The following is a 25075-nucleotide window of genomic DNA, read 5'->3' as shown; positions in this document are numbered from 1 at the left end:
CACTAAAAAACCACTTCTATTAAGGTACCCCTATTTATCTTTGGTAACCACGTTGCTCCCACTCCAAGAAAAACAGCCATCATGTCATTGATGACTGTACATATATTCCTTCAATACTTTTAACATCTTGGCAAATATATACGAGTTTTTGCTGATCAATGATCGTAATCAAACGGCAACACCCTGAATATATTCGGTAAAAATCAAGATTTCACGGGTTCCTGGACAAATAGTTTGAAGGAGAGGATATCCATCTTTATTGCAATCCGCCTTTGACCATCATAGCCTATTTACCTGGTTGCTGAATCCCGGAAAGCAAGGCATCAGGTCTTTTTCGACGGAAACACGTATTCAATCGGCAAGGCATATTCATCGTACCTCTGCCGCCTTTTTCGATTTACTTTAGGAAACTCCCCTCCAACTCCCTCTCTTATTTAGGGTGTTTATTCCCCTGATACTTCTTTGACGATACTGACAACCATTTCAGCTAGCTTCGTTAATTCCTCAACTGGGATTCTTTCATTCGTAGTATGGATATCTTCATAGCCCACTGCGAGATTGACAGTAGGGATGCCAAAGCCTGCAATGACATTCGCATCGCTTCCTCCGCCGCTTTTAACCAGCTCGCAAGGACGGCCGATTTTCTCTGCTGCCTTTCTTGCGATTTCGACTACATGATCACCAGCACCATATTTAAAACCAGGATACATGACGTTAACTTCAACTTCGGCACGTCCGCCCATTTCAATGGCTGCAGTCTCGAATGCCTCTTTCATTTTCGCTACCTGTATTTCCATTTTTTCAGGAATCAAGGATCTTGCTTCTGCAAGGATTTCAACATGGTCACAAACAATATTGGTTTGCTGTCCCCCCTGGAACCTTCCGATATTGGCTGTCGTTTCCTCGTCGATTCTGCCTAATGGCATTCTAGAGATTGCTTTGGCAGCGATCGTAATGGCCGAAACGCCTTTCTCGGGAGCGACACCAGCGTGAGCAGTCTTGCCTAAAATGGTTGCAGATACTTTCGCCTGAGTAGGTGCAGCAACAACCACATTGCCCACTTTACCATCACTATCAAGTGCAAAACCGAATTTAGCCGTTACTAGGGAGCGGTCCAATGCCTTTGCCCCTACCAAGCCAGATTCTTCACCGACTGTAATGATGAATTCGATTGTACCATGCTCGATATTCTGTTCTTTCAACACTTTAAGCGTTTCTAACATGACCGCTAATCCAGCTTTGTCATCCGCCCCTAAAATGGTCGTTCCGTCTGAAACTATGTATCCATCTTTGATGGAAGGCTTGATCCCATTACCTGGTACAACCGTATCCATATGGGAGGTGAAATAGATGGTATCCACGCCTTCTTTATTTCCTTTTAAAGTACATACTAAATTCCCTGCACCATGACCGGTAACTGCTGTTGTATCATCTTCAAAAACCTCTACACCCAGTGCCCCGAATTTTTCTTTCAGCACTTTGGCGATGGCTGCTTCATTTTTCGTTTCGGAATCGATCTGCACCAATTCCATAAATTCATTAACTAAACGTTCTTCATTAATCATAAAATAAAACCTCCAAAAAAGTTTTCCTCTTTAATTATACTGCTAAAAGCGGCGCCCCGGCAAATAATGTGAAAAGGAAGGCCCGGCTAAAAAAGCATCCTGGTCATTTCCCTGCCAATAGGCCGCTTTAAAAAGGTGAATGATGACTAAAATGATTTTCTTTAAAAAATGATATCTTCCCCAGTATGGAAAAGAGCCCAAAACAGATAGTTTGGGCTCCTTGCAATGTTGGATCACAACGGGATATTCCCGTGTTTTTTCCATGGTCGGGTTTCTTTTTTGTTGCGTAGCATATCAAGAGATTGAATGATCTTAATCCTGGTTTCACGGGGATCGATAACATCATCCACCATTCCAAGACTTGCGGCAACATATGGATTGGCGAACTTCTCACGGTATTCTTCAATTTTAGCTGCACGTGTCGCTTCCGGATCTTGGCTATTTTGAATTTCACGGGCAAAAATGATATTTGCCGCTCCAGCAGAACCCATAACCGCGATTTCAGCATTCGGCCATGCAAACGTAAGATCCGCACCGATTGATTTACTATTAAGAGCTACGTAAGCTCCACCGTATGCTTTACGCAGAATGATCGTCAATTTTGGTACTGTCGCTTCTGAATATGCATATAGCAGCTTTGCACCGTGGCGAATGATCCCGCCATGTTCTTGTTTAACGCCCGGGAAAAACCCTGAAACGTCTTCAAACGTAATTAGCGGAATGTTGAACGAGTCACAGAAACGAATAAAACGGGCAGCCTTATCTGATGAATCGATATCAAGTCCCCCAGCCAATACCTTTGGCTGGTTACAGACAAGCCCCACTGATTTCCCTTTGATACGCGCCAAGCCGATCACTATGTTTTTCGCAAAGCCCTCTTGAACTTCCATAAAGGAATCCTCATCGACAACCTGCTCCAATACTTTCCGAACATCATATGGACGGATCCCTTCATAAGGGACTACATCCGTTAAATCCGGACGGTAGTCATCTCCATCGTCTGCTTCCAAAACCGGCGGCTTCTCTTCATTATTTTGTGGAAGATAACTCAGGAGACGTCTAACGTCCGCCAATACTTGCTCCTCAGATGCTCCCTTGAAATGGGCATTACCGCTTATGGTATTATGTACTGTCGCTCCACCCAATCCTTCAGATGAAATCTTTTCACCTGTAACCGTTTCAATGACTTTAGGACCTGTTATGAACATTTGGCTCGTTTTTTCAACCATGAAGACAAAGTCGGTTATGGCTGGGGAATATACGGCTCCGCCTGCACAAGGTCCCATAATAACCGAAATCTGTGGAATGACCCCTGAATAAATGGAATTCCGGTAAAAAATTTGGCCATATCCGTCAAGCGAAACTACGCCTTCTTGAATGCGAGCCCCACCAGAATCGTTCAAACCTATGAAAGGGGCTCCATTTTCCGCTGCCAAATCCATAACATTGGCAATTTTCAGAGCATGCATTTCACCGAGTGCGCCGCCAAAAACAGTAAAATCCTGTGAAAACAGATAAATGTCGCGGCCGTTGACCTTTCCGTAACCAGTGACAACCCCTTCTCCTGGCCCTTCTTCCTTTTCCATGCCAAAATTGGTATTACGGTGTTTGATAAAAGGATTAAGCTCTATGAAAGTACCCGGATCAACTAAAAGATCAATTCTTTCCCTTGCAGTAAGTTTGCCCTTTTCATGCTGCTTATCGATTCTTTCTTCACCGCCGCCCATTTCCACTTTGCGGCGTCTGTCATATAGGTCATTGATTGTATCGTATATGTCTGTCATTCCTGCTCCTCCTTTGATAATGCTTGTTCACAAAGCTCATATAATACACCCGCGGTAGACTTGGGATGAACGAAAGCAACATCCGCATTGTGCGCTCCCTTTCTTGATGAATCATCAATCATGCGCAATCCAGATTCTTTGATTTCTTTTATTCTATCTTCGATGCCATCGACGCCAAGTGCCACATGATGAATCCCTTCACCGCGTTTTTCGATGAATTTGGCGATTGGGCTTGCCGGTGACAACGCTTCCAACAACTCCAAACGGGTATTGCCTGCCAGGATGAAGGCCACTTTCACTCCTTGGCTCTCCACTGTCTCGATTCCTTCAAGTTTCAATTTCAACGTTTCCGTGTAAAGCGGCAAGGCTTCCTCCAGTGACTTGACGGCAATACCTATATGATCGATATTTTTAATCATCATAAAAACCCCCATGCTATGTATGATTGGATGACTCCATTAAAATACTACTAATCTTGCATTAAAGCCTTTTAAGATTCGGAATAATATGAACATTATACTTTTACTTGTTTCTACTAAATGTTCAAGTTAAAATAAAATCAATTAAACTGTTTTAAGGGAGAGAGCATATGGGAAACAAGAAAATCAGAAAAATCGTCGTGTATTTAATGCTTATCTCAATGTTATTAACGAGCTTATTATCAGGTATCGCATTTCTTTTGTAATAGAAACCGTAATTGGGAGGGGAGCAAAGCTTCCCTCTCTTTATTTTATCGCCCCATTTTTCTTTGCCAACGTTTTGAAATCCTCGTTCGATATGGTGATCAACACTTTAGTGCCGATGGGGACTTTTTCGTATAACCGCTCTACATCGGATTTATGCATCCGTACACAGCCATTTGAAATGTATTTACCAATTGATGATGGCTGATTCGTACCATGAATGCCGTAAATCCTTCCATCGGTATTTCGTGCATCGAATCCAATCCACCGCGACCCCAGAGGATTCCTGGGATCGCCGCCAGGAATATTTTTTTTTCGGTAATATGGATTGACTGCTTTTACTTTGACCGTGAAAATCCCTTCAGGTGTAAGTTCTTGACTCTTTCCCGTACCGACCGGCAGGATCTCCTTGACCTCGTTATCATCAATGAACGCCAATTTATTGTTGGCTTTATTGATGATGATAAACGGATCGCCAGGCTTAACCGATTGAGGTTGGGCTTGTGCCTGCAACGGCCACAAAGATAGCATGAGCAACAAAGAAAGGATCCATTTCATTTGTATCAATTCCTTCACTTTTTTGCTTAGTTTAAGCCAAGTGCCTCTTTTTCATTCGGCTGCTGTTCAGCTTGGGCAGTCCCTTGAAGGAATGCTTCAACAATAAATAACGCTCCATTTCCTTCATGAGCTGCAGTAATGCGGCCCTGGATTCGAACTCTTCCCGTGTCTGCGGCAGTGCCATTCCCCTAAAATGAATCTCCATTTCCTCAAGCTTCTTCAGATAAAGGATGGCCGTATTTTGTGGGTGTACGTTTTCTGCCAAATCTTCTATAAAATCAGCCACTATTCCGCTTTGCTTGACAACCAGTGGAATATTCGTGACTAGGGGCAGAATTCGTTCAATTATTTCAAATTGCTTTTCACGCATTTTGAAATAATGGTAATACAGGTCTTCTTCCCTTAAAAAATGATTTTCCACGTCCCTGAAGGCAAGGCTTTTGGCTTGATTAAGCAGATTGGCTGTGTCGGTGATTTCCTTACCATCCCATGTGTGATCATTATCCCTTAAATAGCGGACAATTCCCATCAAGATCGCACTAAAGTTCGTTTCGATGCTTTCCTGGTAGGCCAGCAGTTTATCATCGACACTGGGCATGTACAGATTCATGACAAGCGCCACTCCAACTCCAACTGCAATTAATATCGTTTCATTGATCAGCAGGGAAAAAGTGATGTCACCCGCCCCGTATAAATGCATGATGATGACGCTGCTCGTCACAATCCCCTCATTAATCTTCAAAGCAACTGTCGTTGGAATGAAAATCAAGAGGATCAAACCTATCATCAGCGGATGGAATGCGATGAAATGAAAGAATAGGGATGCATAGGCCATTGCGATCAAACAAGCTAAAAACCGGTGCCAGGAGGCATACACCGACTTCTTTTTTGTAACTTGAATGCATAAGATCGCAATGATTCCCGCAGCAGAGAAATATTCGAGATTAAGCATTTGTGCAATAATAATTGCCAGGGTGGCCCCCAAAGCAGTTTTAATCGTCCTGTATCCGATTTTAAACATTGTTATGTATCACCTGGCACTTTCTCTATCTATTATAATACTATCAGGAAATCAGATATTTTCACAGTCCTTTGCGAGCTAAATTTCCAATTTTTCTAAATACATTTCAAGCAAAAATACATTATAGGAAAAAAATAAAAAAGGTAACCTAAACGTTACCTTTTTTCACAATTATATACTATTTTCTTTAGCTTATAAAACTTTTTCCAAGAAGTCTTTTGCACGCTGGCTTTTCGGATTGGAAAAGAATTCTTCCGGAGCACTTTCCTCAACGAGCAGACCCCCGTCCAGGAATAGTACACGATCGGCCACTTCTCTCGCAAATCCCATTTCATGCGTTACGATCAGCATGGTCATCCCCGTATGTGCCAGTGACTTCATAACCTCGAGCACTTCTTTTACCATCTCGGGATCAAGCGCTGAAGTCGGCTCATCGAAAAGGATTACTTCCGGGTTCATTGCCAATGCCCGTGCAATCGCGACCCTTTGTTTTTGCCCGCCAGACAGACGATTCGGATAAGACGATTCTTTATCGGCCAAACCGACTTTAGTCAAGAGCTCACGAGCTTGTTTTACAGCCTCGGCCTTTGATAGTTTTTTCACCTTCATAGGTGCATATGTCAGATTTTCCAGTACGGTTTTATGTGGAAATAAATGAAAATGCTGAAATACCATCCCGACGTTTTCACGCACTTTCATGATATTGGTCTTTTTATCAGTGATGATTTGATCTTTAAACCTGATTTGACCATCAGTAGGAGTTTCGAGCATATTGATGCAGCGCAAGAAAGTTGATTTTCCCGAACCGGATGGACCGATGATGGCTAATACTTCACCCTGCCCTATCTCGGTGCTGATCCCTTTTAATACCTCGAGCTTTCCATAATTTTTTTTGAGTCCATCAATTTTAATCACTGCGTCTCATTCTCCTTTCAATCACTTTGCCTAAGATGGTGAGAACCATGACCATCACATAATAAATGAGGCCGGCAAATAATATCGGCTCGAAGAATTTATATGTCTCACCGCCGACAATATAAGCACGGCGCATGATATCCCCTAATCCAATAATTGTGACAACGGCTGATTCCTTCGTTAAGGAAATCAATTCGTTCACAAGGGATGGCAGGATATTCTTGATGGCCTGCGGAAGGATAATATTAAGCATCATCCCTGAATAGGGAACCCCCAGTGCAAGCGAAGCCTCTCGTTGGCCTTTATCGACAGCTAAAATGCCTCCCCTGATAATTTCGGAGATGTATGCCGCTGAATTCAGCCCGAATGCTAAAAATGCTGCTTGGAACGCTTCGATTTGAATCCCTAATATTTGTGGTGAACCAAAATAAATCAACATTAATTGCAGCACCAAAGGCGTACCGCGAAAAATGGATGTATAAAAATCAGCAATCCAATTCAAGGGCTTGATTCTGCTGATTTTAAGTATAGATAGTAATATTCCCAAAACAAATCCGATTACTGCCGCTACCGCTACAACCTTTAATGTAGTCGGTATTCCCTCCAGGATATATGGAAGGGAAGGCATAATCCTTTCAAATTCCAGATTCACTCCATTCATCCTCTCTTATGAAGGCCGTTATCTTAGGTCCTTCCTCCTGCTTCATTTTATTAACAATAAAGCGCGGAAAAACGTTCAGAAGGCATGCTAAATCTCTTCTGAACGCTTTTCATCTCTCTGCATTATTCAGTTTCACTGCCACCGAACCATTTTAATATTAATTTTTCCATTTCACCATTTTCCATCATTTTTTTCAACTCGGCATTGAATTCTTCAGTTAACTTGCTTCCTTTTTGGAAAGCGATTGCCGAACCGGCATCTTGTTCACCGGACGTGATCACATGGCCCACCAATTCTTTATTATCTTTCAGGTAGCCTTTTGCCACAGTATCTTCCATGATCACGGCATCAAAACGTCCTGTTGACATTTCTTGAACAACCTCAGGAATACGGTTCCGTTTTTCAACTTTCATCCCGATATCTTGGGATTTATTCAAGTCATTTGCCAATGTCTCCTGAATGGATGCAAGCTGTACGCCTACGGTTTTCCCTTTTAAATCTTCAACAGTTTTGATTTTACTGTCCTTTGTCGTGATGATCATGTTTTTAGCTGTATAGTAAATATCACTGAAATCGACTGATTGCTCACGTTTTGCTGTTGGCGTCATTCCAGAGATAACGAAATCGACCGATTTATTTTCCAGAGCAGGCACAAGACTATTAAAGTCAATGTCCTTCACTTGAACTTCATAACCTAATTTTTTTCCGATTGCTTTAGCGATATCGATGTCAAATCCTTTGATTTCATCACTTTTAGATGTTTCAACATATTCAAATGGCGGATAATCCGCAGAAGTTCCCATTACCAGAACCTTTTTGTCTTCTGTACCAGCTGTGTCCTTATCTTCTTTCCCGGATGTTCCGCATGCTGCTAAAATACCTACTAATAAAACAGAAGTAAGCAACAATGCTAACTGCTTTTTCAACTTCATTATTATTCCTCCAAAATGATATTTTCAATTCTCTTGTTATTGAATTTGGTTTAGTTAAAATTTGAATAACTAATATTCATACACTAATGTGTATTTTAACACACTCTTATAATTATTCAATAACGTAAATAATAGATTTATTTTTCAGAATATTGCTATAATTTTATTTCTAACTTTCGCGCTTTAAGCTCCAAAGGGAAATATTTCGGCATCCTTATCTATCTTCTTTCCTAAATGCCCCTGACTTATGCAAAATCATGAATAAAAAAAACCGCCGGATGGGCGGTTTCAGATGTAGACAAACTTCAAGAAAAGCGAGTTTGACTACGGTTTGTTTCTAAAAAAACATTCCAGTTGATTTCAGAAATCCGCTCCCTTTCCGCCGACTGTCTGCCAAGCCTCCTCGCGCAAGCGCCTGCGGGGTCTCGGCTAGACAGTAATTCGGCAGGAGTGTCGCATATTTCTTCAATCCAATAAGGATTTCATTCCCTATAAAAAAGGTAAAATTCATGAGGGATAACCATGTCTTCTTTTTATCATCATGGTTCGGGATGAGACGGATTCCGAACCCCTTTTGTCTACAAACTGAAACCCGCCGATTGGGCGGGTTTTTTAGCTATAGCTATGGCTATGGGCTTACACTTCTTCGCAATATTGATCGAAGTAGTCTTGTAATTTTTCTACTACAGACATCGGGTGGTGCCCTTCAATTTCATGACGCTCTATCATGGTGATGATTTTTCCATCCTTCAGTAATGCAAATGATGGGGATGACGGCGGATACCCTTCGAAATAATCACGGGCTTTTTCCGTCGCCTCTTTATCTTGCCCAGCAAAAACGGTTACAAGCTGATCTGGGCGTTTATCATTATGGATTGCATGAGCAGCTGCAGGTCTAGCAATCCCCCCAGCGCAGCCACAAACGGAGTTTACCATGACAAGTGTCGTTCCTTTTTGTGCAAATACTTCCTCTACTTCCTCGGGAGTGGTCAATTCTGTATATCCAGCAGTCTTTATCTCATCGCGAGCCTGTTTGACTACGTCGTTCATTAAAAAATTAAAATCCATATTCATGGCATTTGCTCCTTCCAAGTTTTCTCTTCAATCCTATCATAACAATTGCCACTTCGTGATTCAATAAATTTACCTGTTAAACCGCAGAAACCGTTCCGAACATGTTTAAAACGAAATAGAAGCGGGAATCATGTGTGAAACAACAAGACTTACAAAAGGATGGGGCATGCTTAGGAGACATTCCACGCATGCCCCATCCTATTTCTTTTTTAATTTGATTTAAATGTTTCTGTAAAAGATTGAAAGGCCTGCTTAACAGCAGCAGTGACCGTTTTATTCCCTGACATCACTTGATTCTCGAGTATAGGGAGAAGTCCTTTGACAGTTTCATTTTTATAAAACATCGTTTTAAGCTGGTGATCAATCAATGAATAAAGCCATTCCTTAGATTGCATTCTTCTCCGTTCCTGAAAAACACCCGTTTCCTTGGTCATATCGGAAAATTCATTCAATACATCCCAAAGCTCAGGAATTCCTTTACCGGTTATGGCAGAACAAGCATATGCCTTTCCTGCCCATCCCTTTGTTGCTGGCTGAAGGAAGTGCAAGATTCTGCTATATTCGGACTTCGTCCTAATAGCCAGCGGAATGTTCTCTCCGTCGGCTTTATTGACCACAATTCCGTCCACAAGTTCCAGAATCCCTTTTTTCATCCCTTGTAATTCATCTCCGGCACCCGTTAGGACGAGGAGCATGAAGAAGTCGACCATACTTCGAACTATAGCTTCACTCTGACCGACACCGACAGTTTCTATCAGTATCACATCAAATCCTGCCGCTTCACAAAGCAACATCGTTTCCCTCGTTTTGCGGTGAACTCCTCCTAGAGTGCCTTCGGATGGTGAGGGTCTTATGAAGGCATGGGGGTTTCTTGCCAGTTCCTCCATCCTTGTCTTATCACCTAGTATACTACCGCCATTGATTGAAGAGCTTGGATCGACGGCTAGAACGGCAACCTTATGGCCCCTGTCACATAAGTAAGTTCCGAACGTCTCGATAAAGGTACTTTTTCCGGCACCGGGCACTCCGGAAATCCCGATGCGAATCGAGTTCCCTGTATGAGGAAGGATGGCATGCAATAATTCCTGTGCATGATCCAAGTGGTGGGATGCATTGCTTTCAACCAATGTAATCCCTTTAGCTAGCTTAGCCCTGTCCCCTTTTATGATTCCCTCTTTAAGTTCATGGACCGGTATGTTTACATTATGTTTTTTGACGAATTTGCTTTTTGAAGGTTTGTTTTGGCTGGCAGTTAATTCAACACCTGGCTTCAATGAAGATGCAAAACCTTCCTGATTGTTAAGATCGACCCATTCGGGCTTCTTGTCTTCACTCATTATTGGGCCACTTCCTCATATCCGAGGCGATTGTATATTTCCTGAAGCACTTTCTTCGCTGCCTGTGGAATGACCGTACCAGGTCCAAAAATGGCTGTAGCACCATTTTCCAATAGGTAATCATAATCCTGTGCAGGGATGACGCCGCCTATGATCACTATAATGTCCTCACGGCCCAAGTTCTTCAGTTCAGTCATGAGCTGCGGCAACAAAGTTTTATGGCCGGCAGCAAGCGAACTCATTCCGACTACATGCACATCATTTTCCACGGCCTGGATGGCGGTTTCTTTCGGTGTTTGGAATAATGGACCGATATCGACATCATAGCCTAAATCCGCAAACCCCGTTCCTACTACTTTAGCTCCGCGATCATGACCATCCTGGCCCATTTTAGCCATTAACAAACGCGGTCTTCTTCCTTCATTTTCAAGGAACTCTTCCGTCATGCGGACGACTTCCTCAATTTCCGCTTCTTTTGAGTATGCCGAGCTATATACGCCGCTGATGGAACGGATCGTTGCTTTGTGACGTCCAGCCACCTCTTCGATCGCATCGGATATTTCACCTAATGAAGCCCGGACTCTTGCAGCTTGGACAGCCAGTTCAAGAAGGTTACCTTCGCCAGTTCTGGCTGCCATGGATAGCGCTTGAAGAGCTTCATCCACCTTTGCCTGATCACGTTTCGCTTTTAATTCGCTCAAACGCTTAAGCTGACTTTCGCGAACCACCGTATTATCAATCTCCAGTATTTCAATAGGATCTTCTTTTTTCAAACGATACTTATTGACGCCTACGATCGTTTCAACTTGAGAATCGATTTTGGCCTGACGCTTTGCAGCTGCTTCCTCGATCCTCATTTTTGGAAGGCCCGTTTCAATAGCCTTCGCCATTCCACCGAGACCTTCGATTTCTTCTATGTGAGCCCAAGCCCGTTCGATTAATTCATTAGTGAGCGATTCTACATAGTATGAACCCGCCCATGGATCGATCACTTTTGTGATCCCGGTTTCCTCCTGCAAATATAGCTGTGTGTTACGTGCAATGCGTGCCGAAAAATCAGTTGGCAAGGCAATGGCCTCATCCAATGCGTTCGTATGCAGGGACTGTGTATGCCCAAGTGCAGCCGCATGCGCTTCAATAAGGGTCCTTGCGACATTGTTAAACGGATCCTGCTCGGAGAGGCTCCAGCCGGAGGTTTGGGAATGCGTCCTCAATGCCATCGCTTTATTATTCTTCGGTTCGAATTGTTTCATCAGTTTGGACCAAATGAAGCGAGCTGCCCTCATTTTCGCCACTTCCATGAAATAGTTCATTCCTACAGCCCAGAAGAATGACAGGCGTGGTGCAAATTTATCGATATCAATACCTGCTTTCATTCCGGTACGTGCATACTCAAGCCCATCCGCCAAAGTATAGGCAAGTTCGATATCAGCCGGCGCCCCCGCTTCTTGCAGATGATAGCCGGAGATGGAAATGGAATTGAACTTGGGCATATATTTGGATGTATACTCAAATATATCAGCTATGATTTTCATGGACATTTCAGGTGGGTAGATATACGTATTCCGAACCATGTATTCCTTTAAGATGTCATTTTGGATCGTGCCTGAAAGCTTATCCTGTGTTACGCCTTGTTCTTCAGCTGTCACGATATAAAATGCAAGGATGGGTAATACAGCACCATTCATCGTCATTGACACGGACATCTGATCAAGCGGAATGCCGTCAAACAGGATTTTCATGTCAAGAATGGAATCAATGGCAACTCCCGCCTTCCCCACATCACCGACTACGCGTGGATGATCGGAGTCATAACCGCGGTGTGTAGCTAAATCAAAAGCAACTGAGAGCCCTTTTTGCCCCATCGCCAGATTACGCCTGTAAAACGCATTGGATTCCTCGGCAGTCGAAAACCCTGCATACTGGCGTACCGTCCAAGGACGATTGACATACATGGAAGGATAGGGCCCTCTTGTAAAAGGAGCGATGCCTGGCACACTTTCCATATGCTCCAAATCGCGATTATCTTCCTCAACATAAAGCGGTTTGATTTTTATTTGTTCGTTGGTTTCAAACAGAAGATACTCCATGTTTTTCCCAACTGCTTTTTCGACTTCCTTTTTCCATGCTTCCACCGTACCTTTAACCTCTGACTTAGCAGGATTTATAGCAGAAAAATTCGGTTTTTTCATTTCAGTTCACCCCTAGTTTCTGCAACAATTCCGATAAAATGGATATTGCATTCGTTTTAACATGGATAAAATCCTTGACTCCTGCTTCACTTAGTGTAATCTCCAATTCTTCTTTTTGCTTGCCGGCACAATAAATAGTGATTTCAGGGAATTGCTTTTTAATTTCTTTAATGGTGACTGGCGCTAATTCCGAGTAGTCAGCATCACTGCCGCAAACACAATAGATAGGGAGCTTGGTCGCAGCTACATAATCGACTGCTTCCTCAACGGTTTGACACCCCTTACTGCCGATTGTTTCAATACCACCTGCTGCGGCAAGACTTTTAACGAAATCTGCACGAGGTTTATAGGATTTGAGATTTTTCAAATTAATCAAACCGATAGTTGGAGCGGTTCCACTTATTTCTTTATACTTTTCACTGCGTATTCTTATCTGTTCGAACTGAATGGATACCCGATCCAAGTCAAGTGGGGTAATGCCGACCGGCTTCTCGACTTTCATATATGACACATGGTTATTCCGTGTCGGGGTTTTAATCTTATCAGCGGGATTCGGATATACATTCGTTCCGATGATACTTTCTTTTCTGCAAGCCGCATTTTGAACTCTTCCTAGGTAAACTTCAGCTATTTCTTTCTGAAGGGTGCCTTGTTTAATTAGCTCAAGAATCCCTCCAGCTGCATCGATTTCAAGGAATTTCGCCCAAGCCTTTTCAGCCAATTCATCCGTTAGTTGCTCAACATACCATGAACCGCCAGCAGGATCGACCACTGTTGTGATATTTGTTTCTTCTTTTAAAATCAAGTGTGTGTTACGGGCAATCCTTTCTGAAAAATCATCGGTTTCACCAGTTGCGTGTGTGAATGGATGAATTTGAAGATATTGAATGCCTCCAATAGCTGCAGCGAAAGCTTGATTTGTGGTCCGAAGAATATTGACATGCTGATCATAAAGCGTTTCTGTCAACTCGGAAGTAACAGCATGTATCGCCATTTTAAAATGATCCGATGCCGTATCGAAAGCTTCTGCAAGTCCTGCCCAAAGCCTTCTGGCAGCCCGCAGTTTAGCGATGGACATGAAGTAATTTGAATCCAAAGCAAAAGAGAATACTATTTTTTCGGAAACCGAGGCAATGGAAAGCCCTTGTTTTTCACCCTCCAATAGATATTGGACGGCAGCCGATAATCCGTAAGCTATTTCTTGTACGGCATTAGCTCCCCCATTATGGTAGACTGCCGTATTAATCAAAATTGTTTTTAAATCCCTGCCTACATTCTGATAATCTTGGATCTTCTTCAGCCAGTCTGCAAAATAGTTATCCGTATCTTCTGGCAGCTGACCGCAAATGAGCCATTCTGCAATGGGATCTTCAGCAATAACGCCTGTCAATTGGGTATTTTGAGCTTCGGCAACAGCTTTGAATTGAGGGAATAATCCTTTTTGTTTCCCCTTAAGGTCAATGAAAACCGGGATTTCTTTTAATGGGATATCCTTAAACAATTTTTCTGCCCTTGCGCCCTCGGCAAGCAATCGTGCAGGGTATGCCACGACATTTTGACCACGTTTGAATGAAGCCTTCATCTTTTCATTTGCTTCTTCGGCTGTGATACCGCTTACAGGTTGAACGACAAGCCAAGGTTTTTCATGATATCCCGTTGGGGACGTTCCTCGGGTGAAAGGGTAAAATCCTGGTAATTCAGCTACTTTTTCCGGTGAATCCGCCTTTTCTGTATAGAGCGGATATAAAGTGATGCCCTCATATGTATTCGTTTTTAATTTTTCTACACTTTTCCCTTTTAAACTTGCTTCCGCAGCTTCTTTCCACTCTTCAAAAGAAGGCTTCGGAAAGGTTATGTTTTTTACATCTTTTAGTTCCATCTGTAATCGCTTTCTTATCTTCTGCCGCCTCATACGCCCTGTCCTTTCTTTTGAAGAACGAACGCTCAGTCAGTTTTGGATAAGAAAACCACCCTCCCGTCAATTTAATCTGGATTATACTAACATTCTACCATAATTTTCTTGAAATTTAAGACAATAGAAATTAGTAAATCTGTTATTTGGGAAACCACTAGCCTATTTCGCTTTTTTTAAATCTCGTACAGCCCCTGATCTGTATTAGAACAGCTCTTAATAAAATAATAGCAAAAATAAAATTTTTGTCGATGTTTTTCTACAGAAAAGAGAAAGGACAGGGTCTAAACTTTGGCAATCGACTTCGGCATAGCAGTGATGATTCAAGAACCACCTTCTTCACCATAGTTATGGTTTCTATCAAATTTTTTTTTAAAAAAGGTGATTGGAATGGGTGTGCGAGACTTCAGCGGGTATAGTGCATCCAAGGAGATACCACACAGGCGCCAAAGAGCGCCGAGGGCGGACCCACCCGGAAAATCGAGTGCCTGGAGTTCCAACCATCGTGCAAATTGTACCAATCAAAAAAAAATGTAGGCAAACTCGATTTTCATCTAGTTTGCCTACATTCTGAAGGAATGACCTTCCGGCCTTCCTTTTCTTCATTTTAGTATATGGAAGTGTTATCTTTGGAAATCTTTTCGATGATTTCTTTAACCCTTGCAAGGAATCGTCCACATACCAGTCCGTCCAAAACACGATGATCAAGTGATAAACAGAGATTCACCATATCTCGTACGGCAATCATGTCATTTATGACCACTGGACGTTTTACAATCGTTTCAACTTGTAAAATGGCCGCCTGTGGATGATTGATGATTCCCATGGACTGGACAGAACCGAATGAGCCAGTGTTATTAACAGTGAACGTACCACCTTGCATATCCTCTGCTTTTAATTTACCCGCCTTCACTTTGGATGCGAGTTCCTGTATCTCCCTTGCTATACCTTTGATTGATTTTTCATCTGCATTTTTAATGACCGGTACAAATAAGGCATCTTCTGTTGCAACGGCTATTGATATATTGATTTCTTTTTTTTGTATGATTTTTTCGCCTGCCCACATCGAATTGAGCTCTGGAAATTCCGTAAGGGCTTGAGCAACCGCTTTTACGAAAAAGGCAAAGTACGTTAAATTATAGCCTTCTTTTTGTTTAAAGTCGGATTTAAGATTATCACGCAACTTCACCATATTGCTTGCGTCAACTTCCACCATCGTCCAAGCATGCGGAATGTCGTGCTTACTTTTCAACATATTGGACGCAATTGCCTTACGGATGCCGGTAACAGGTATTTCCTTGTCACCAGCCGCAGTAGGCACGTTAGGTACTGGATTGGTTCGACGAATAACTTGAGTGGCGGTCTCTTCAGGAGCCGTTTCGGATATTGCGGCAGGCTCATCCGCCTTAGGAAGATTCCCTGATTCAACAAGTTTCAGTAAATCTTTACGGGTGATCCGTCCCTCATTCCCCGTTCCTTTAACTTTTGTAAGATCGATTCCATGCTCCTGGGAAAGTTTTAACACAGCTGGCGAATAGCGAGCTTTCCTTGATGGTTCGGCCGACGCTTGCTGCACATCTCTTGTAACAGGTGCATTAACATTAACATTTTCCTCACTATGAGAAACTTGCCCCGCATTTTCGTTATCCTTCTTTGCCGCTTCAACTTCAATCGAGCAAATGACTTCCCCGACTGCCAACGTTTGATTCTCATCCGCCTTCAATTCCTTGATGATGCCGGTGAAGGAAGAAGGAACCTCAGCATTTACTTTATCCGTCATCACTTCAGCTAGCGGGTCGTATTTCGTGACATGATCCCCAGGCTTCACAAGCCATTTACTGATGGTTCCCTCTGTGACACTTTCGCCTAGTTGAGGCATCTTCATTAATTCCATAGCCATAATTCTTTCCTCCTTCTTAACAGTCATTAATACTCGGCCAATTCCCTCATTGCTTTTTCCACTTTATCAGGGTTCACCATAAATTGCTTTTCCATCGTAGGCGCATATGGCATGGCAGGTACATCAGGTCCGGCCAAACGTTTTACAGGGGCATCCAAATCAAAAAGGCAATGCTCGGCAATGATGGCTGCGACCTCACTCATGATGCTTCCTTCTTTATTATCTTCCGTAACCAGCAATACTTTCCCCGTTTTAGAAGCTGCTTCTATGATAGCATCCTTATCTAAAGGGTAGACCGTACGCAAGTCAAGAACATGTGCAGAAATTCCATCTGCAGCTAATTTTTCTGCTGCCTGAAGGGCAAAATGCACACAAAGGCCATAGGTGATGACAGTAATGTCTTCCCCTTCCCTTTTCACTTCCGCCTTACCGATGGGAAGTACATAATCTTCAGTCGGGACCTCACCCTTGATCAAGCGGTATGCGCGTTTATGTTCAAAGAAAAGCACTGGGTCTTCGTCGCGAATGGCAGCTTTAAGCAAACCCTTTACATCATAAGGAGTGGAAGGCATTACAATTTTCAAGCCCGGCTGATTGGCAAAGATTGCTTCAACCGATTGTGAATGATAAAGTGCTCCATGGATTCCTCCTCCATACGGAGCACGGATAACCATAGGACAGCTCCAGTCGTTATTAGAACGGTATCTAATTTTGGCTGCCTCTGAAACGATTTGGTTAATGGCAGGCATGATGAAATCAGCAAATTGCATCTCAGCTATCGGCCGAAGTCCATACATGGCGGCTCCAATTCCCACTCCTGCAATTGCAGATTCAGCGAGCGGGGTATCGATGACCCTGGCTTCACCGAATTGGTCGTATAAACCATTAGTGGCTTTAAAGACCCCACCTTTTTTTCCTACATCCTCTCCCAATACGAATACACGGGAATCACGTTCCATCTCTTCCCTCATTGCCATTGTCACGGCATCTATATAAGAAATCACTGGCATTCTATTACCCCCTTACTTTTGTGCATACACATGATTCATAGCACTTTCAGCCTTCGGATATGGAGCATTCTCAGCATAATCGGTTGCTTCGTTTACTATCTTCATGACTTCATCATTCATTTGTTTCTCAAGGTCATCATCCATGATTCCCGCTTCTTTTAAATACGCTCCAAATGTCATTATGGAATCCTTCGTTTTGGCTTCGGCCACTTCGTCCGCAGTCCGGTAGCTTCGGTCATCATCATCACTTGAATGAGGTGTGAGCCTGTATGAAACGGTTTCTACAAGAGTTGGGCCTTCACCTCTACGTGCACGGTCAGCCGCTTCTTTCACCGCTGCATACACTTCCAATGGATCATTGCCATCCACCGTTATTCCAGGCATCCCATAGCCAATTGCCCTGTCGGAAACATTTTCACAAGATAGCTGTTTCTCAATAGGAACTGAAATCGCATATTTATTATTTTCACACATGAAAATGACCGGTAGCTTGTGCACACCTGCAAAGTTGGCCCCTTCATGAAAATCGCCCTGATTGGATGAACCTTCCCCAAACGTTACGAATGTTACCAAATCCTTACCTTCCAGCTTCCCTGCAAGGGCAATCCCGACAGCATGCGGGACCTGTGTCGTTACAGGCGATGAACCAGTGACGATCCTATTTTTCTTTTGACCAAAATGACCAGGCATTTGGCGCCCGCCGGAATTGGGATCTTCCTCTTTCGCGAAACCTGAAAGCATCAAGTCTTTTGCGGTCATTCCAAAGGTAAGCACTACACCGACATCCCGATAATAAGGCAGTACATAATCCTTTTGCCGATCAAGCGCAAACGCAGCCCCAACCTGTGCAGCTTCTTGCCCCTGGCAGGAAATCACGAAGGGAATTTTCCCGGATCGGTTTAAAAGCCACATGCGCTCATCAATTCTGCGGGACAAAAGCATTGTCCGGTACATATCTAAAACCGTTTCCTCATTTAAGCCTAATTGTTCATGACGTTTTTCTACCATCATAAAACCTCCTGACCTTATTCTTTATGAATGAATGGCACGTCCATCGACAGCAAGGGCCGCCTCTCCGATTGCTTCAGATAGACTTGGGTGCGGATGAATTGTCTTGCCTATTTCCCAAGGTGTCGCATCAAGCACTTTTGCAAGTCCCGCTTCTGAAATCATATCCGTAACATGTGGTCCGATCATATGAACGCCCAGTATATCATCCGTTCTCTTATCTGCGATGATTTTGACAAAGCCATCCGCTTCCCCGAAAACAAGGGCCTTACCAACTGCACGGAATGGGAATTTCCCAATTTTAAGGTCATAACCTTCCTTGTTTGCCTGTTCTTCCGTCAACCCGACACTTGCAGCTTCAGGGCTTGAATACACACATTTTGAAATGAGCGAATAATCCAGCCGTTCCGGTTTTTGGCCTGCGATATGTTCAACTGCCGTAATACCTTCATGGGAGGCAACGTGAGCCAATTGCAGACCGCCAATACAATCACCGATTGCATAGATATGTGATTCCTTCGTTTGGAAGAAGTCATTGGTTTCAATAAAACCTTTATCTTTCACAATTTCCGTATTTTCAAGGCCGATCCCTTCAACATTTGCTGATCTGCCTACGGAAACCAGCATTTTTTCAGCTGTGAATTCCTCTACCGAACCTTTGACTTCTGCAGAAATGGAAACTGAAACATCCGTTTTCAGGGTTTCAGGCAATACCTTGGCACCTGTAACGAATTTGACGCCTTTTTTCGTTAGGAGACGAAGCATTTCACTGGAAATATCATGGTCCTCAGTCGGGATGATTCTATCTGCATATTCAACTACTGTCACTTCCACACCAAAATCATTGAGCATCGAAGCCCATTCAATGCCGATAACTCCACCGCCTACAATAATCATTGATTTTGGCAGGCTCTCAAGCTTTAGAGCTTCATCCGATGTAAGCACAAATTCTCCATCAATCGTTAAACCGGGCAGTGTCTTCGGACGCGAACCGGTGGCAATGATGACGTTCTGAGGAATGAGCATTTCATTTTCACTGCCATTATTCATTTCCACGGAAATTGTCCCAGGCATCGGTGAAAATATGGAAGGACCAAGTATACGCCCTAACCCTTCATAAACCGTTATCTTTCCTTGTTTCATCAAATGCTGAACACCTTTATAGAGTTGATCGACCACTTTATTCTTTCTTTCCTGCACCTTAAGGAAGTCTACCTTTACATCCCCGGTAACAATACCGAATTCCTCACTTTTCACTGCAGTCTGATAAACTTCCGCACTCCTTAAAAGTGCTTTCGAAGGGATACACCCTTTATGTAGACACGTTCCGCCGAGCTTGCCTTTCTCCACGACAGCCGTTTTCAATCCTAATTGAGCAGCCCTTATTGCCGCCACATACCCGCCTGTTCCTCCTCCGAGGATAACGAGGTCAAATTCTTCAGCCAAAACCGCTCCTCCTCACGAATACATACTATTTGTCACCATTTTTACTTGCCATATGTTTATTACGTTATCCATGTTGAAAATTCCTGTGTTTATTAAAAAAAACACAGGAATCTATATCTTGTAAATTACATTCATTTTCTTCCATTCAAGATATGTTTTTCATTTTGCAAGAATTGGCTCCTTGAATTCCTCATGCGAGCAATTCGCTCCTCTGCCATCCTATCCGCTGCTTTATAAGTTGGGATTTGATCACGTTTTGCAATCTCGATGACTCTTTCAATTGTATCATAAACCGTTTCCACTTTCTTAAGGGCTCTTTCCCGATTATACCCTAAAAGCTCATCCGCCACGTTTATGACTCCACCTGCATTAATTACATAGTCTGGAGCATATATAATGCCTTTTTCATGAATTTGATCTCCATGAACAGGTTCCTTTAATTGATTATTGGCCGCACCTGCAATGACCTTCGCCTTGATTTGATTGATTGTATGATCATTTATGACAGCCCCTAATGCACAAGGTGCATAGATATCACAGTCGACTCCATAAATTTCATCAGGATCAACTGCAGTCGCCCCAAAGGATTCAACCGCACGGGCCACGCTTTCTTTATTGATATCCGTAACGATAAGCTTGGCGCCCTCCTCATGAAGGTGACGGCATAAGTTATAAGAAACGTTCCCGACGCCCTGGACAGCAACCACCTTGCCTTCTAAGGAATCAGTTCCGAATGCCTCTTTTGCAGCAGCTTTCATACCGCGATATACCCCATAAGCAGTTACAGGGGAAGGATTACCCGAAGAACCGAATGCAGGGGAAATCCCAGTGACAAAATCCGTCTCCTCATGAATGAGGTCCATATCCTCAACCGTTGTACCTACATCTTCCGCTGTTATATAACGCCCATTCAGCCCTTGGATATACCTTCCGAATGCACGGAACATTTCTTCATTTTTATCCTTACGGGGATCGCCGATGATGACGGTTTTTCCCCCGCCTAAATTCAAGCCGGCAGCTGCGTTCTTATATGTCATTCCTCTTGAAAGCCTTAAGGCATCTTCAATGGCATCTTCTTCAGATGCATACGTCCACATCCTAGTGCCTCCAAGCGCAGGCCCTAATGTCGTATCATGAATGGCAATAATCGCTTTCAAACCCGATTGTTTATCCTGACAGAATAACAATTGCTCGTAATCATATTTCTCAAGATATTTAAAAATTTCCATAAAGGAATCCTCCCTAGATGTTTTAATACATGTCAGATATGAGACACTGAATTACTCCTCATTCTTACTTGTTACTACGTTCATTTTAAATAAAATTCGCTACTAGCATGATATTTTCCCCATGGGGAATGGTTCCCTTGAAAAGATCCATGCATTTTTAAATATGCAAATAACATGCCAATAAAATACATTATGCGAGCCTTTATATCCAAATAAAGGAGATGCTGGTTAATATGATGGGCAACTATAGCCTATAACAAATTCAAAAAAATTTCATGTTAGAAGTGGAGTCTCGCTTAAATTAAAATAAATCAGAAAATTCCGCGCAGTTTTTTTCATAGTACGCAATTATTTGCGTGCAAGAATTTTCACAGTTTTAGTTTTTCCATTTTGTAATATAGATTTCTAACTGAAATCCCCAGCGATTTTGCCGTAAGTGTTTTATTTCCCTTGTGGGTAAGGAACGCTTGCTGAATGATTTCGGCTTCATACTGGTCTATTATCTCCGAGAGCGGTTTCCCCGATACGTAGCCAGAAGGCTTCATTATTAATTTCTCCTGTTTTAATGGAATCTCTTCGATAAAATCCGGTATATGATGAATATCAATGACCGTCTCGTTCAATTTCATGAAAATGATCGCCCGTCCTAAGATATTTTCCAGTTCCCTCACATTACCCGGCCAATTGTAAATTTGCATTTTATGTATAGCTGCTGCTGTAATTCCCTCTATGCTCCGTCCATACTCCTGATTGATTTTATTAATCAAATGCTCCGCCAATTCTCTCAAATCTTCTTTTCTCTTTCTTAAGGGTGCAATGAAAATAGGCATGCGGTTCAGCCTGAAATACAAGTCTTCCCTGAATGATCCGTTTGTGATGGCCTGTTCAAGATCGATATTTGTAGCGGCTATGACCCGTACATTGATGGGGATCGGCTTCGTCCCCCCCACTCTGATGATTTCCTTTTCTTGTAATACCCGAAGTAATTTTGCTTGGATGTTGGCTGGCAATTCACCAATTTCGTCCAAAAAGATACTCCCTTGATTTGCCTCTTCAAAAAAACCGACCTTTCCGCCCCTGCTTGCCCCAGTGAAGGCCCCTTCATCATAACCGAACAGTTCACTTTCAAGTAATGAATCCGAGATGGCCGCACAATTTACCCGTACGAATTTATTGAATTTCCTATCGCTCGCATTATGTATGGCATGAGCAAATAACTCTTTGCCAGTCCCTGATTCCCCTCTTAATAAGACAGTAGCAGGTGTTCTTGCAGATAATTTTGCCTGTTCAATGGGAAGCTTCATCTCTTCGGAAGCCCCAATTATATCATCAAAAGAATATTTAGCCTGCAATGTCCGGATAATCTGTCTTGCCCGATTCAGTTCGTGGGTCAAGGCTTGAATTTCCGATACATCATGAATGACGCCAACGCTCCCTTTCAGGCACCCATCCACAATGATTGGAGCAACATTCACGATCACTTCCTTATGTTTCGGGCCGACACGCATATTGACACCCCGAACAGGCTTTTTTGTCTGAAGCACTTTCATATGCATACTTTCACCTTCGTAAATATCGATGGAAGCCGGCTTACCGATCACTTGGGTCTTTGTTAAGCCGGTGATTCTTGTATATGCCGGATTGATCAAAAGCCCCCTGCCTTGATCATCCACAACGGATATGGCTTCATCACTGGATTGAATGATCGCCTGGAGCATCGTCTGTATCTCTTTTAAATCAGTGATCTGCTCTGCCAATTGAACAGCTTCCGTTTTATTCCTGAACACGGAAAAAGCCCCTATGATTTCTTTATCGGCATTCACAAGAGGTATCCTTGTCGTTATTAGTTCCATCCCATTGCTAAGGGTGATTTCCCGATTTACTTCTTTTTGGTTCGTTTGCATCACTCGCAGCAATCCAGTTGAAGGGATGAAATCTTTAATATGCCTGCCTATCACATCTTCGCGCTTTGTGTCAGATGCACGTTCCGCACTATCATTGAACATGATGATGAATCCTTCATGATCAATCACCACCATACCTTCACTGGTCGTATTAAGGATCAAGTCCATTTTTGCCGAGGTATTCTCCAATTTACTTATTAAACGATTTTTCTCTTCAAACAACTTAGTCATAATGAGGGCGACACTTCCAGGAATGAGAATCGTTTGTTCGCCCATGTCCCTTTTTATCTTTTTATGGACAGATGGATCTCCGGTCGTATCAAAAATGATGTCCAAATCCCGCTCCAATCCCATGCTCCAATCAGTCACCGTAGGAATCCTTCGCTCCTTTGCAGCAAGCATCCCTTCAGCGGATTCATTCGTATCAGCCATACAAACAATGGAGAATACTTCACTTTCCGATAGGAGTTTCAACACGGTTGTCCCTCCCACTCCTCCACCTACTATCATGACCTTTTGCATGAGCCATCCCCCTTAAAATATAATTATCCCTTTTAATAGATCATTCCCTGCAATTTTTTTCATACTCGAACCATTTTACCATATCTGTTCCCTTTAAAAACAGCCACCAACTCCCAGTCATTATCTAGATTCCCGAAACTTGACAAATAATTTATATCCTTTATCATTTTTTAAAGACGGAATTTTCGGAAGGGATTTGACCGCATGAAACGTTTAATCGCTTTTTTGATTCTTTTTATACCCGGTGCCTTTGCTGCCTATGGCATAAAAATAATGAGGGACATGGTGTTCGGTATTTTACAGCCTCCCTATCCATTCCTTTGGCTGCAATTCTTAATCGGGCTGCTCATTACGATTGGCGGAATAGCCTTTATCGCCGGCTTCATCCTTCATCGAGACCGAAAACAAAATAAGGTCCAAAGCAGGTTCAATAAATTTTAAACGTAATTAAAGGTGCCATGTATCATATGGCACCTTCTTTCTTTATCTTGATTTCAATCCTTCTCTGATCCGTACGGCTGCCTCGGGAAAATCGGTTATGATGCCGCTGCATCCCAGTTTGAATAACCGCTTCATATCGGCTTCTTCATTTATGGTATATGGCCGTACAGGAACACCCATACTCACCGATGCTTGAATTAGCGCATCAGGGGCAGCCCGGATATTTGGGTGAATTGCACTTCCGCCTATTGCCTTGGCATATATCCACGGCATGTATAGACCATCCCTATAAAGCGGTGCTGTTTCCAATTCAGGTGCCAATTGGTGGCAATTGACCAAACTATAATGATTGAAGGAAGAAAGGATCACCCTTTCCTCCATTTCGTAAGTACGGATGAGCCGGATGACTTTCTCTTCCAAGCCTGGATACAGAAATAGCGTATTTTTCAATTCAATATTGCAAAAAAGCTGATTATCGTAAAGCCAAATAAATAGTTCTTCAAGCGTCGGAATCTTTTCTTTTCCCAATTTACCCTTATGGGTTGCGGAAGCATTAAGTGTTTTCAACTCCATCAAGGTCCGGTCTTTTACATACCCCGAGGCATTCGTGGTCCGATCGAGCTTTTCATCGTGAATGATGACCACTTCTCCATCTTTCGAGAGCTGGACATCCGTTTCAATTCCATCCGCTCCGACACGGGCAGCTTCTTTGAACGCCGACATCGTATTTTCCGGATGTGTTCCTGCAGAACCTCGATGCGCAAAGATTAAGGTCATGATGAAACGCCGCCTCTCTCAATAATTGTTATATCCCAATTTTATGAACAGAAACAGCAAATTATTTTCATCTAGAACAATCCTTCAATCAAAATGCAGGTGATTATTTTCTGCATAGAATGTTCCTTTTGTCAAAACACTCAATTTCTTTTCCAGGCTTTTGATTTGCAAACGGGTATCCGGGAAGGCCATTTGGCTTTTCGA

Annotated in this window: 21 protein-coding genes; 2 read left to right on the top strand and 19 right to left on the bottom strand. The window is 42.8% G+C overall.

Going from position 1 to position 25075, the window contains the following annotated elements; all coding sequences use genetic code 11:
* Positions 1-443: 443 nt before the first annotated feature.
* The 3 genes from BW986_RS04495 to mce all read right to left on the bottom strand — a co-directional run bounded on the left by BW986_RS04495 (position 444) and on the right by mce (position 3771).
* Positions 444-1565, bottom strand: a complete 1122-nt coding sequence (locus BW986_RS04495) for a tripeptidase T (protein ID WP_076365475.1) — start codon at positions 1563-1565, stop codon at positions 444-446.
* Between the two features lie 233 nt (positions 1566-1798).
* Entirely contained in the window at positions 1799-3349 is a 1551-nt protein-coding gene (locus tag BW986_RS04485) for an acyl-CoA carboxylase subunit beta (RefSeq protein ID WP_076365471.1), read from the bottom strand.
* Positions 3346-3771 carry a methylmalonyl-CoA epimerase gene (mce, locus tag BW986_RS04480; protein ID WP_179086000.1) on the bottom strand — a complete coding sequence of 142 codons (426 nt, stop codon included), beginning with the start codon at positions 3769-3771 and terminating at the stop codon, positions 3346-3348. Before mce ends, BW986_RS04485 begins: the two co-directional genes overlap by 4 nt.
* A gap of 167 nt (positions 3772-3938) precedes the next feature.
* On the opposite strand from mce, the gene prli42 reads away from it, so the two are divergent.
* Positions 3939-4034 carry a stressosome-associated protein Prli42 gene (prli42, locus tag BW986_RS30025; protein ID WP_155726463.1) on the top strand — a complete coding sequence of 32 codons (96 nt, stop codon included), beginning with the start codon at positions 3939-3941 and terminating at the stop codon, positions 4032-4034.
* Between the two features lie 40 nt (positions 4035-4074).
* On the opposite strand, the gene BW986_RS04475 is transcribed toward prli42, so the two are convergent.
* From BW986_RS04475 to BW986_RS04405, 15 genes are all read right to left on the bottom strand, one after another.
* Complete coding sequence (locus BW986_RS04475; protein WP_076365467.1) at positions 4075-4590, bottom strand: L,D-transpeptidase; 516 nt, start codon at positions 4588-4590, stop codon at positions 4075-4077.
* A gap of 31 nt (positions 4591-4621) precedes the next feature.
* Positions 4622-5611 (bottom strand): aromatic acid exporter family protein, encoded by a 990-nt coding sequence (locus BW986_RS04470; RefSeq protein ID WP_076365465.1) that lies wholly within the window; start codon positions 5609-5611, stop codon positions 4622-4624.
* 192 nt (positions 5612-5803) lie between these two features.
* On the bottom strand, positions 5804-6526 hold the full coding sequence (locus BW986_RS04465) for an amino acid ABC transporter ATP-binding protein (RefSeq protein WP_076365463.1): 723 nt from the start codon (positions 6524-6526) through the stop codon (positions 5804-5806).
* A complete protein-coding gene (locus BW986_RS04460) occupies positions 6519-7178 on the bottom strand; it encodes an amino acid ABC transporter permease (protein WP_076366307.1) in 660 nt (219 codons plus the stop codon). The genes BW986_RS04465 and BW986_RS04460 overlap by 8 nt, the downstream gene beginning before the upstream one ends.
* Positions 7179-7309: 131 nt before the next feature.
* On the bottom strand, positions 7310-8113 hold the full coding sequence (locus tag BW986_RS04455) for a transporter substrate-binding domain-containing protein (protein WP_179086019.1): 804 nt from the start codon (positions 8111-8113) through the stop codon (positions 7310-7312).
* A 642-nt stretch (positions 8114-8755) separates the two neighbouring features.
* Positions 8756-9193, bottom strand: a complete 438-nt coding sequence (locus tag BW986_RS04450) for a BrxA/BrxB family bacilliredoxin (RefSeq protein WP_034308239.1) — start codon at positions 9191-9193, stop codon at positions 8756-8758.
* A gap of 209 nt (positions 9194-9402) precedes the next feature.
* On the bottom strand, positions 9403-10530 hold the full coding sequence (meaB, locus tag BW986_RS04445) for a methylmalonyl Co-A mutase-associated GTPase MeaB (RefSeq protein ID WP_076365459.1): 1128 nt from the start codon (positions 10528-10530) through the stop codon (positions 9403-9405).
* A complete protein-coding gene (gene scpA / locus BW986_RS04440) occupies positions 10530-12722 on the bottom strand; it encodes a methylmalonyl-CoA mutase (protein WP_076365457.1) in 2193 nt (730 codons plus the stop codon). Before scpA ends, meaB begins: the two co-directional genes overlap by 1 nt.
* 1 nt (position 12723) lies before the next feature.
* A complete protein-coding gene (locus BW986_RS04435) occupies positions 12724-14601 on the bottom strand; it encodes a methylmalonyl-CoA mutase family protein (protein WP_076365455.1) in 1878 nt (625 codons plus the stop codon).
* Between the two features lie 640 nt (positions 14602-15241).
* Positions 15242-16534 carry a dihydrolipoamide acetyltransferase family protein gene (locus tag BW986_RS04430; RefSeq protein WP_076365453.1) on the bottom strand — a complete coding sequence of 431 codons (1293 nt, stop codon included), beginning with the start codon at positions 16532-16534 and terminating at the stop codon, positions 15242-15244.
* 26 nt (positions 16535-16560) lie between these two features.
* A complete protein-coding gene (locus BW986_RS04425) occupies positions 16561-17544 on the bottom strand; it encodes an alpha-ketoacid dehydrogenase subunit beta (protein ID WP_076365451.1) in 984 nt (327 codons plus the stop codon).
* 12 nt (positions 17545-17556) lie between these two features.
* A complete protein-coding gene (locus tag BW986_RS04420; protein WP_076365449.1) occupies positions 17557-18552 on the bottom strand; it encodes a thiamine pyrophosphate-dependent dehydrogenase E1 component subunit alpha in 996 nt (331 codons plus the stop codon).
* A 24-nt stretch (positions 18553-18576) separates the two neighbouring features.
* Complete coding sequence (lpdA, locus tag BW986_RS04415) at positions 18577-19998, bottom strand: dihydrolipoyl dehydrogenase (protein ID WP_076365447.1); 1422 nt, start codon at positions 19996-19998, stop codon at positions 18577-18579.
* Between the two features lie 131 nt (positions 19999-20129).
* A complete protein-coding gene (bcd, locus tag BW986_RS04410) occupies positions 20130-21227 on the bottom strand; it encodes a branched-chain amino acid dehydrogenase (RefSeq protein ID WP_076365445.1) in 1098 nt (365 codons plus the stop codon).
* 368 nt (positions 21228-21595) lie between these two features.
* Entirely contained in the window at positions 21596-23653 is a 2058-nt protein-coding gene (locus BW986_RS04405) for a sigma-54 interaction domain-containing protein (RefSeq protein ID WP_076365443.1), read from the bottom strand.
* Between the two features lie 204 nt (positions 23654-23857).
* Here BW986_RS04405 and BW986_RS04400 point away from each other — a divergent pair, with 204 nt between their 5' ends.
* Positions 23858-24094, top strand: a complete 237-nt coding sequence (locus BW986_RS04400; RefSeq protein WP_076365441.1) for a DUF2627 domain-containing protein — start codon at positions 23858-23860, stop codon at positions 24092-24094.
* 42 nt (positions 24095-24136) lie between these two features.
* Here BW986_RS04400 and BW986_RS04395 read toward each other — a convergent pair whose 3' ends face one another.
* Positions 24137-24871 (bottom strand): glycerophosphodiester phosphodiesterase, encoded by a 735-nt coding sequence (locus BW986_RS04395; protein ID WP_076365439.1) that lies wholly within the window; start codon positions 24869-24871, stop codon positions 24137-24139.
* Positions 24872-25075 lie beyond the last annotated feature (204 nt).

It is taken from the genome of Peribacillus simplex (assembly GCF_900156045.1).
Taxonomy (GTDB): Bacteria; Bacillota; Bacilli; order Bacillales; family DSM-1321; genus Peribacillus; species Peribacillus simplex_D.
The sequence above is the reverse complement of the archived record's forward strand: the minus strand, read 5'-3'. Positions and strand labels throughout refer to the sequence as shown.